Source organism: Blautia sp. MSJ-36 (genome assembly GCF_018917985.1).
Classification (GTDB): domain Bacteria; phylum Bacillota; class Clostridia; order Lachnospirales; family Lachnospiraceae; genus Blautia_A.
On record NZ_JAHLPQ010000045.1, the window covers coordinates 1 to 9,880 of the forward strand.

General features: G+C 44.8%; 6 protein-coding genes. 1 reads left to right on the top strand and 5 read right to left on the bottom strand.

Features of this window, described 5'->3' with window-relative positions:
• Positions 1-218 precede the first annotated feature (218 nt).
• On the bottom strand, positions 219-3,167 hold the full coding sequence (locus KQI39_RS16625) for a translation factor GTPase family protein (protein WP_216419696.1): 2,949 nt from the start codon (positions 3,165-3,167) through the stop codon (positions 219-221).
• 35 nt (positions 3,168-3,202) lie between these two features.
• Positions 3,203-4,759, bottom strand: coding sequence for an ABC-F family ATP-binding cassette domain-containing protein (locus tag KQI39_RS16630; RefSeq protein WP_118169371.1), 1,557 nt, complete (start codon positions 4,757-4,759; stop codon positions 3,203-3,205).
• Positions 4,760-4,984: 225 nt separating this feature from the next.
• Between KQI39_RS16630 and KQI39_RS16635 the strand changes: the two genes are divergently transcribed.
• Positions 4,985-5,326 carry a VOC family protein gene (locus tag KQI39_RS16635; RefSeq protein WP_216419697.1) on the top strand — a complete coding sequence of 114 codons (342 nt, stop codon included), beginning with the start codon at positions 4,985-4,987 and terminating at the stop codon, positions 5,324-5,326.
• A 91-nt stretch (positions 5,327-5,417) separates the two neighbouring features.
• On the opposite strand, the gene KQI39_RS16640 is transcribed toward KQI39_RS16635, so the two are convergent.
• The 3 genes from KQI39_RS16640 to KQI39_RS16650 all read right to left on the bottom strand — a co-directional run bounded on the left by KQI39_RS16640 (position 5,418) and on the right by KQI39_RS16650 (position 9,747).
• The gene (locus KQI39_RS16640; RefSeq protein WP_216419698.1) at positions 5,418-6,806 is read right to left on the bottom strand and encodes a sodium-dependent transporter; all 1,389 of its coding nucleotides are present in this window, start codon (positions 6,804-6,806) and stop codon (positions 5,418-5,420) included.
• A gap of 370 nt (positions 6,807-7,176) precedes the next feature.
• Positions 7,177-8,376, bottom strand: a complete 1,200-nt coding sequence (locus KQI39_RS16645; RefSeq protein ID WP_216419699.1) for a tyrosine-type recombinase/integrase — start codon at positions 8,374-8,376, stop codon at positions 7,177-7,179.
• Positions 8,377-8,502: 126 nt separating this feature from the next.
• On the bottom strand, positions 8,503-9,747 hold the full coding sequence (locus KQI39_RS16650) for a tyrosine-type recombinase/integrase (protein ID WP_334300802.1): 1,245 nt from the start codon (positions 9,745-9,747) through the stop codon (positions 8,503-8,505).
• Positions 9,748-9,880 lie beyond the last annotated feature (133 nt).

Sequence of the window (9,880 nt, forward strand, 5' to 3'; positions counted from 1 at the left end):
TTGTATGACTTAAACTGTTCTTATCCATTTTGGATACCTCCTTGATAATATTATGTGAGTTTTGCGGACCCACTTTTATATTATCACAGGAGGTTTTTTACTTGAAGCTAAAGCTACTCTCTCCACCTGCCGAGCAGGTGGTTTATTTTTCTGCCATACAATAAAAGACTGTACACCTTTTTATTTTTCGGTGTACAGTCTTTTCTTTCTGGTATCTGTTATAATTCTTCTTTTTTCTTTCTTCCCAGACGGATATCTTCCATATGAGACTTTAATTCCGGGGTCATGCTGTCAAAGAGATATGTTTTGCTGCTGTCCCGGTGTTCCTGCCATTCTTCCCTCATCTGCTGTTTTGCGGATGCGATCTCCTCTTTAAAACCGCGGGCTGAAATTCTGGCAGCTCCCTGTCCCATGATGATGATCTGTTCCAGGCCATCGGATGTGGCAACTGTCACATTATGTTTGCGTCCAATTTTATGGACAGTACGTTCGATGTACTGATCTGCAGTTTCCGCTTCTCTGGTATAAACCACATGGATGTTATGGTACTGGAAGGTTTCTTCCGGATGGCCTTCCACACGGTAAGCGTCAAATACCAGGATCAGGATGCAGCCTTTGATGCCCTGATAATCGCTTAAGATGTCCATTAAACGGGTCTGGGCCGCATGAAAATCTGCCTGAGCCAGATCTCTTAAATCTTCCCATGCAAAAATAATGTTGCATCCATCTACCAGAAGATAGTCGTCTCTGTGGATGGCAGGATTGCTGTTTCTCCAGGCACCCTGACTGGTTTTCCCCGGAAGTTCCGAAGATTGAGAGCGTTTTCCACTGTTTCCGGAAAAGCTGCTGCCACTTTCCAGATTTCCGAAGCTCCTGCTGTTGCTGTTATATTTCTTCGATTTCACAGGGCCGAAGGTTTTCTCAAAGATTGCCTTCAGCTCTTTTTCTTCTTCGTAACTTCCATACATCGAAGTATATTTTCCACGGGAGTTGTTTCCTGTCCCATAACTAGTACTGTACGTATTTTTCCCCTGCCCGGAATATCCTCTGCCGGAAGCTCCCGCAGTTCCCGTACTGCTGTCATCGGAATCATCATAACCATCGTCCCAGTCCTGGATCTCTGCACCATCCAGATGCATATATTCCTCTACCTCATACCACGGAACCACAAAACCTGCTCCGTGGGCACAGAATACCGATCCTGTAGGATTGTCAAGATCCCGCTCGGAATCATAGCCGATCTCCTGGGCAATTTCTTCCTGATCCTGCCATGGTTCATAGCCTTTCAACGTACAGGTGAGATGGCCTTTTCCTCTTGTGTAGGAAATCACCTGGCTCTGGTAATCCCGCATTTTTGCAACCGGCGCGCTGCCTGTGATTACAGCCAGCTCTCCCTCTGTTTCCGGTCCCTGGAAGCTTCCCTGCATCCGCTGGATATCAGTCATGGCACGGCCTACATTTTCGGCCGGAAGTTCCAGCCGGAAACTGTAGTATGGCTCCAGAAGGACGGTTTTCGCTTTTTTGAGGCCCTGACGCACTGCACGGTAAGTTGCCTGACGGAAATCTCCGCCCTCCGTATGCTTCTGGTGTGCCCGGCCGGTAAGAAGAGTGATCTGCATATCTGTGATCGGCGATCCGGTAAGTACACCAAGATGTTCTTTCTCTTCCAGATGAGTGAGGATCAGGCGCTGCCAGTTCCGATCCAGCTGGTCTTCACTTGCCGCTGTAAAAAACTGCAATCCGCTTCCTCTCTCCCCCGGTTCCAGAAGAAGATGCACTTCCGCATAATGACGCAATGGTTCAAAATGTCCTACGCCTTCCACCGGTGCGGCAATGGTTTCTTTATATACAATATTTCCGGTTCCGAATTCCACTGCCACACGGAAGCGTTCCCAGATAAGATGTTTCAGAATCTCAATCTGTACCTCACCCATGAGCATGGCATGGATTTCTCCCAGCTGCTCATCCCACATAATATGAAGCTGTGGCTCTTCCTCTTCCAGCTCTTTCAGGCTTTTCAGCATCTTGTGGGCATCGCAGCCCTCCGGAAGGATGATCTGATAATTCAGCACCGGCTCCAGAACCGGCATGACAGACTCCCTCTCAACCCCCAGGCCCTCTCCCGGATAGGTTTCGGTAAGACCTGTTACCGCACAGACGGTTCCTGCCTCCGCTTCTTTGAGCATCTCAAACTTCGCACCGGAATAAATGCGGATCTGATCCACTTTTTCCTCCCAGATCTCTTCGTCCGGAATTCCTTTTCTCCCTGCATTGGTAAGGGTTTCTTTTACTTTCAGGCTTCCACCTGTGATCTTCATGTAAGTGAGGCGGTTGCCCTGGTCATCCCTGGCAATCTTGAAAACCTTTGCCCCGAATTCAGATGGGTAAACCGGTGCCGCCATGTAGGTTTCCATACCGCGGATGAACGCATCCACGCCTTCCATTTTCAGGGCAGATCCAAAGAAACAGGGGAAAAGCTTCCGCTCCAAGATCAATCTGGCCACATCTTTTTTCACGATAATGCCAGTGTCAAGAAATTGCTCCATAAGCGCCTCTTCACACACGGCAATATTTTCCAGAAATTCATCTGTTCCATGAACTTCGCCAGCTTTATCCACCGTACCTTTGATATCTGAGCCCTCTTCTGCACCACAGCAGTCCAGTTCTCCACGGAAATCCACACAGTTTTCACTCAGTTTTTTCTTCAGCTCCTCAAGAAGGCTCTCCCGGTTGGTTCCATCCTGGTCCATTTTGTTCACAAAAAGAAACGTTGGGATCTGATACTGGTTCAGAAGTCTCCACAAGGTCTGTGTATGGCCCTGCACACCATCCGCTCCGTTGATCACCAGAATCGCATAATCCAGTACCTGCAGGGTGCGCTCCATCTCTGCGGAAAAATCCACATGCCCCGGCGTATCCAGCAATGTCACTTCCATATCTCCCATGGAAAAAACTGCCTGTTTGGAAAAAATGGTAATGCCCCGTTCCCGTTCCAGTTCATACGTATCCAGATATGCATCTTTATGATCCACACGTCCGATCTTCCGGATTCTTCCGCATTTAAAAAGCAGCCCCTCCGATAAAGTTGTCTTTCCTGCATCTACGTGGGCCAGCACACCCAGGCTTATATGTTTCTGTTCTTGTATCTTCTGAGGTTTTTCACCCATGAAATACCCCTTTCTTTTCTATCGTAATTACATCATCAGAAAATCTTTGTTGTCCACTTGCTCATATCCCAGACTTCATTTACCACATCTTGGTAAAATTCCGGCTCATGGCAGATGAGAAGGATACTTCCGCGATATTCCCGGAGAGCTTTTTTCAGCTCGTCTTTTGCATCCACATCCAGATGGTTGGTTGGCTCATCCAGAAGAAGAATGTTGGTATCACGATTTACCAGTTTGCAGAGACGGACCTTGGCCTGCTCACCACCGCTTAAGACACGGACCTGACTTTCGATGTGTTTGGTTGTAAGGCCGCATTTTGCCAGTGCAGAACGTACCTCATACTGGGAGAATGACGGAAATTCCTGCCACAGTTCTTCGATACAGGTGGTCTTGTTCTCGCCTTTTACTTCCTGCTCAAAATATCCGATTTCGAGATTTTCTCCCTGTTCCACACTTCCTGAGATCGGTTTGTTCAGGCCAAGAAGGCTTCGTAACAGTGTCGTTTTACCGATACCATTGGTTCCTACCAAGGCGATCTTCTGTCCACGCTCCATGGTAAAATTCAGCGGTTTGGAAAGTGGTTCATCATATCCGATGACCAGATCATGTGTTTCAAAAAGCATCTTGCCTGGTGTGCGTCCATAACGGAAGTTGAACTCCGGCTTCGGCTTCTCTGCTGCCAGCTCGATCACATCCATCTTGTCCAGTTTTTTCTGGCGGGACATGGCCATGTTTCTTGTGGAAACACGGGCTTTATTTCTTGCCACAAAGTCTTTCAGCTCACTGATCTCCTGCTGCTGTTTCCGGTAGGCCGCCTCCAGCTGTGCCTTCTTAACCGCGTAGACTTCCTGGAAGTGGTCGTAGTCTCCTACATAACGGTTCAGTTCCTGATTTTCCATGTGATAGATGATATTAACCACAGAATTCAGGAACGGAATATCGTGGGAGATAAGGATAAAAGCATTCTCATAATCCAGGAGATATCTTTTCAGCCATGCAATGTGTTCCTCATCCAGATAGTTGGTTGGCTCATCCAGAAGCAGGATATCCGGCTTCTCAAGAAGCAGTTTTGCAAGGAGTACCTTGGTTCTCTGTCCGCCACTTAAGTCTGTAACGTCACGATCCAGTCCCAGATCCAGAAGTCCCAGTGCTCTGGCAACCTCCTCCACTTTCGCATCAATGGCGTAAAAATCGTGAAGTGTCAGTTCATCCTGAATGGTTCCAAGTTCTTCCATCAGCGCATCCATCTCGTCAGGATCTGCAGTTCCCAGTTTGTCGCAGATCTCGTTCATGCGCTCTTCTTTTTTGAGAAGGGGATCAAAAGCGGATTTCAGCACCTGTCCGATGGTCATGCCTTTTTCCAGCACTGCATGCTGATCCAAATAGCCTGCGTGGACATTTTTTGCCCATTCTACTTTTCCTTCATCCGGCATCAGTTTTCCGGTTACGATGCTCATAAATGTGGACTTTCCTTCGCCGTTGGCTCCTACAAGCCCAATGTGTTCTCCCTTCAGAAGCCGGAAAGATACGTCTTCAAAAATCGCTCTGTCTCCAAATCCGTGAGTCAGGTGTTCTACATTTAAAATACTCATTTGTTATATTCCTTTATTGTTGTGATTTTTGTGTTATATTTTGTTTTCCTTTATATAATGCTATAGTATTATACTTGATATTCTTCTCTGCTGTAAAGCCAAATCTCCGTATCCTCTGCGTTCGTATAACAATCTTTTTTTCCTTGCCAGTTATCACAAAATCGCTTATTCTTATAACAGATAAAAAATCGCATATACATCATATATAAAGGAGGCACAATTTTTATGGCAAAGATCGATCATGCAGCGATCCGTACTTCTTCCTATGAAGATGCACAGAAATTTTTTGAGGATGTTTTTGACATGCATATGTGGCGGGAAATTGGGGAAAAACCGGAGCGCAAATGCTGGTTCCAGGAAGGTATCCAGCTCTGCGAAGTTTCCAACATCAACACAGAGGCAGAGAACGGATATGACCACATTTCCATCGCCGTTGATTCTGTGGAAGAAACCATGGAAAAGATCAAATCTTATCCGGTAAAAACCATCAATGACCACTGGTTTTCTCTTCCGGATGGAACACGGATCGAACTGAAACTGCTGGCTAACTGGAAAGTCAACGACTGAGAAAAATCCAATATAAAACGGATCTGTGTGAGAATCATTTATTTTATAATTCATTCTCACCAGATCCGCTTTTTATTTTTGTAATATTTTTTTACATACTGATGATTCCCAGTACATTTGCAATGGAACTTAACAGTACAATGATCAGGCAGACAGGTGCCAGATACTTAATAAAAAACTTGTACAGCCCTTTTCTGCGGAATTTCGAAGACTGTTCGATCTCCGCCGCAATCCTGTCATATCCCACAACACGTGTTACCAAGAAACAGGTGGCAAGTGCTGCCAGCGGCATCATCACGGAGTTTGTCATAAAGTCAAAGAAATCCAGGAAATTCATTCCGAAGATCTTCAGGAAATCCAGCACTCCATATCCCATGGAAGATGCAGTTCCGAACACAAGCATAATCACTGCCATCAGGATACAGCATTTCGCACGGCCCCAGTGAAGCTCATCCATAAAGGTAGATACACTTGTCTCCATCAGAGAAACCGCACTGGTCAGTGCCGCAAGAAGAACCAGCACGAAAAACAGGATTCCTGCGCCGGTTCCCACTCCCATAGTTGCAAAAACCTTCGGCAGCGTGATAAACATCAGTGAAGGACCTGCCTGCAGTGTATCCGGATTTCCGCCGGAGAAAGCAAACACTGCCGGAATGATCATCAAGCCTGCAAGGATTGCAATACCTGTGTCAAAAATCTCCACCTGTGTGGTAGACTGTTCCATATCCAGTTTCTTATGCATATAAGAACCATAGGTATATAAGATACCCATTGCAATAGAAAGCGAATAAAACATCTGACCCATGGCTGTCACAACTGTCATCCAGGAAAAATTCTTAAAGTTCGGAATCAGGAAATATTTTACTCCTTCCATAGCTCCTGGCCGTGTCATTGAATAAATGGCAACAATCACAGCCAGAACTACCAGAACCGGCATCATGATCTTTGACATAAGTTCTACGCCATTTTTTACGCCGCCAAGGATGATGGCAAATACCAGCACTGCAAACACCAGAAACCAGGCTTCCACCTGCCAGGAATCCGCAATAAAACTTCCAAAATAACCATCTTCGGAAACCTTCTGCACATTTCCTCTTAAATACTCTACCAGATACTTGATAACCCATCCGCCAATGGTGCTGTAATATGGCACGATCAGCATCGGGATCACGGCGTTCAGCCATCCGCCGATCTTAAACGGTGCGCTTTTTCCAAAATGTTCAAATGCTCCGACCGGACTCTTACGGGTCATTCTTCCCAGCGCTGTCTCCGACATGATCAGCACATATCCAAATGACACAGTCAGCAGGATATAAACCAGCAGAAATATTCCTCCGCCGTACTTCGCCGCCAGGTAAGGAAAACGCCAGATATTTCCCAAACCTACCGCAGATCCGGCAACAGCCAGCACATAACCGATCTTCCCGGAAAAACGTCCCCGCTGATGATGGCTGTGACCGGATTTCTTCACTTCACTCATCCATAAAACCCTCCTTAAATTCCTGTGTAAAAAAACTCCCACAGGATCGCACCTATGGGAGGTCTGCATGATGATATAGTATCAAAAAATGGGGGAAATGTCAAAAAAAAGGATAATGTCCTTTTCTTACATATAAAAAACCCCGGAACCAAAAGGTTCCCGGGGTTTGATGTTCTGATATTCGATATATCGGTCTGATTATCGTTTGGAGAACTGCGGAGCTCTACGAGCAGCTTTGAGACCGTATTGCACTACCTCTAACGCTCGAAAATGCCGATATATCAAGCATTTTCAGGCCTCCACTTTAAATTTGCCCCATAAATTAACTCATATTTTACATCCCGAATTCAATGCAATTCATCAGTTTTCCTCACTGCGAAAGTGCTTCATTTACTACTGATGAGAGTTCCTGTGGCTTATTATACTTAACCTTAGCATAAATATCCATAGTAACTTTGCTGTTTTCATGACCCGCCAGATACTGTACTGTCTTCGGATCCACACCAACATGAATCAGGTTTGTAATATATGTATGCCGAAGCTGATGTGGTGTCACATCAAAATCAAGACTGTATATCACATCTGCGTTATGGGATGCTGCCTCTCCAAGTACCGGTGTTACTTTATGAGGAATCTTCTGTCCATTCACATAACGGAAATATGTTCTTTCCTTATTAGATCTTACTCGAATATAATTCCATACTCTTTTAAACTGTGAATAGGCAAGTGGCTCTCCCTTGCTGTCTGCTATCACATAATCAGAGATGCTCGTTTCCTTCAACTCTCTCAGGCACTCAACCAGACACTGTGGAATCGGAACGTCACGATAGGCTGCAGGAGTCTTTAACTCTTCTGTAATCACCGGTCTGTTATTCACACTTCTCCAGGCTCTCCTAACCGCAATATACGGAGTAGGAACATCAAGAAACACACAGTCCCATTTCAGACCAAGAATTTCTTCTCGTCTGAGTCCTGCAAATAAACCGATCATAACAAAGTTGTATGGCGGGAGCCCTTTGATTGCATCCAGAAGCTGTTTCACCTGATCATCTGTGAGTGCTTCTTTCTGTTTTGTCGGAGTGCCGCCTTTTGCAGATATACCTTCAGATGGATTATAGTCAATCACATGGCTGTATTGAGCAGAGTAAAAAATGCACTTAAACAGCATGTTTACCGTGTTATATACGGAAGAGGATTTTCTGGAGGCTGGTACAAGAGCCAGCCTGATATCATCTGCCGTAACCTCTGTCATATACATATCGCCTAATGGTTTGACTATGTAATTGCGCAGCTTCGATTCATAATCTCTCAGTGTTGCCGGTTTTACCTTGCCGGACTGGATCGTGAGCCATTTAGCAGAATACTCTGCGACTGTCGGATTATCTCTCCTGAAAATCGCTTCCTCAACCTGCCGCTTTGCTTCACGCTCTTTCTCATATAATTCTTCGCGAGTCCTTGCATAAAGGTTCACGCGCTTACCATCTGCGTCATCAATTCGAGTACGGTAATATGTAATCCCACTTCGCTGAACAGTACCATATTTCGGAATGTCTGAATTTCTCTTTGCCATTGTTATACTCCCTTCTATTTATTACATTTATATTTTCTTAGATGACTTCCATTTCCTCAAGGATGTCACCTATGTATATACAATGAGCGAGGACCTGCATCCCCGCTCACATATTTCTCTGTACTGTTAATCTTCTGTTACGTTATTCATCAAAGCAAATGCATCGCCAAGAGTCTGAACTAATTCATCCGGGCGATTGTATTTAACTTTAGCGTAAATATCCATGGTAATCTTGCTGCTTTCATGCCCTGCCAAATATTGAACTGTCTTCGGATCTACCGATGCATGAATCAGGTTGGTAATATAAGTATGACGAAGCATATGCGGTGTCACATCAAAATCGAGTGAATATACTACATGACCATTATGCGGTGCCTTTTCACCAAGTTTCGGATAAATTGTTTTCTTAATGGCTTTGCCATTTTCATCGCGTTTAACATGTCCGTCCTTATCATACACACGATAAGTTCTCGGCTTAGCAGTTCTTGTCGTAATGTACTTCCAGAGCTGTCTGAATTGTGAGTACGATAACGGATCACCATCACTATTTGCAATGACATAATCCGATTTACTATTCTTTTTGGTTTCTCTCAAGCACTCTGTCAGGCAATCCGGAAGAGGAATATTTCTGTTGGCTGCTGCGGTCTTCAACTCTGTCATAATTACTGGTCGATTTCCCTCTGTATGCCAGGCACGTCTGACAGTCAGATACGGTGCTTTATCATCCAGATACACAGAATCCCATTTCAAAGCCAATATTTCTTCTCTTCTCAGACCTGCATACAGGCCCAACATTACAAACACATAAGTCTGCAGTCCTTCAATAGCAGCCAATAATCTTTCAGCCTGTTCATCGGACAAGGAATCTTTCATTTTCTGTGGTACGCCACCTTCGGTGGCAAGATATACCGTAGGATTATCATCGATCAGTCTGCTTTCCATTGCCGATTTAAAAATCGACTTATAAAGAATCACAACCGATTTATATACAGACGCCGATTTCTTTGATACCGGAACCAGCGCTAACTGAATGTCATCCTGGGTCACATCAGCAATTCTCATATCACCAAGCTCAGCGATAATATGTCTTCTAACCTTAGATGTGTAATCGATCAATGTGGTAGATCTCACATGGACGGACTGCATAAGGAGCCACTTTTCAGCATACTCTTCTACCGTAGGAGATTTTCTTCTGAAAGAAGCATTGTCAATCTGATCCAATGCCTCAAGTTCCTTATCGTACAACTCCTCTCGTGTTTTCCCATACAGAGCTACACGCTTTCCATTTTCATCTGTCACATAGGTTTTGTAATAATAATTTCCTCGGATTTCAACCGAACCGTATCTTGGGATTTGTCTTCTTCTTGCCAAATCCATCACCTCCACTAGTATAATAATGATGTAGTCAATCAAGACTACTTGGTTAATAAGTTTCTATAAATCAGATAACAGAAGAAGGGGTTCTTCCTTCATCAGATGTTATCCGTAATAATGATCATGTCTG

What these genes read in the sequence shown, in the direction of transcription:
- KQI39_RS16645 (WP_216419699.1), bottom strand. Translation starts at nt 8,376, where the DNA reads ATGGCAAAGAGAAATTCAGACATTCCGAAATATGGTACTGTTCAGCGA.
- KQI39_RS16635 (WP_216419697.1), top strand. Translation starts at nt 4,985, where the DNA reads ATGGCAAAGATCGATCATGCAGCGATCCGTACTTCTTCCTATGAAGAT.
- KQI39_RS16630 (WP_118169371.1), bottom strand. Translation starts at nt 4,759, where the DNA reads ATGAGTATTTTAAATGTAGAACACCTGACTCACGGATTTGGAGACAGA.
- KQI39_RS16625 (WP_216419696.1), bottom strand. Translation starts at nt 3,167, where the DNA reads ATGGGTGAAAAACCTCAGAAGATACAAGAACAGAAACATATAAGCCTG.
- KQI39_RS16640 (WP_216419698.1), bottom strand. Translation starts at nt 6,806, where the DNA reads ATGAGTGAAGTGAAGAAATCCGGTCACAGCCATCATCAGCGGGGACGT.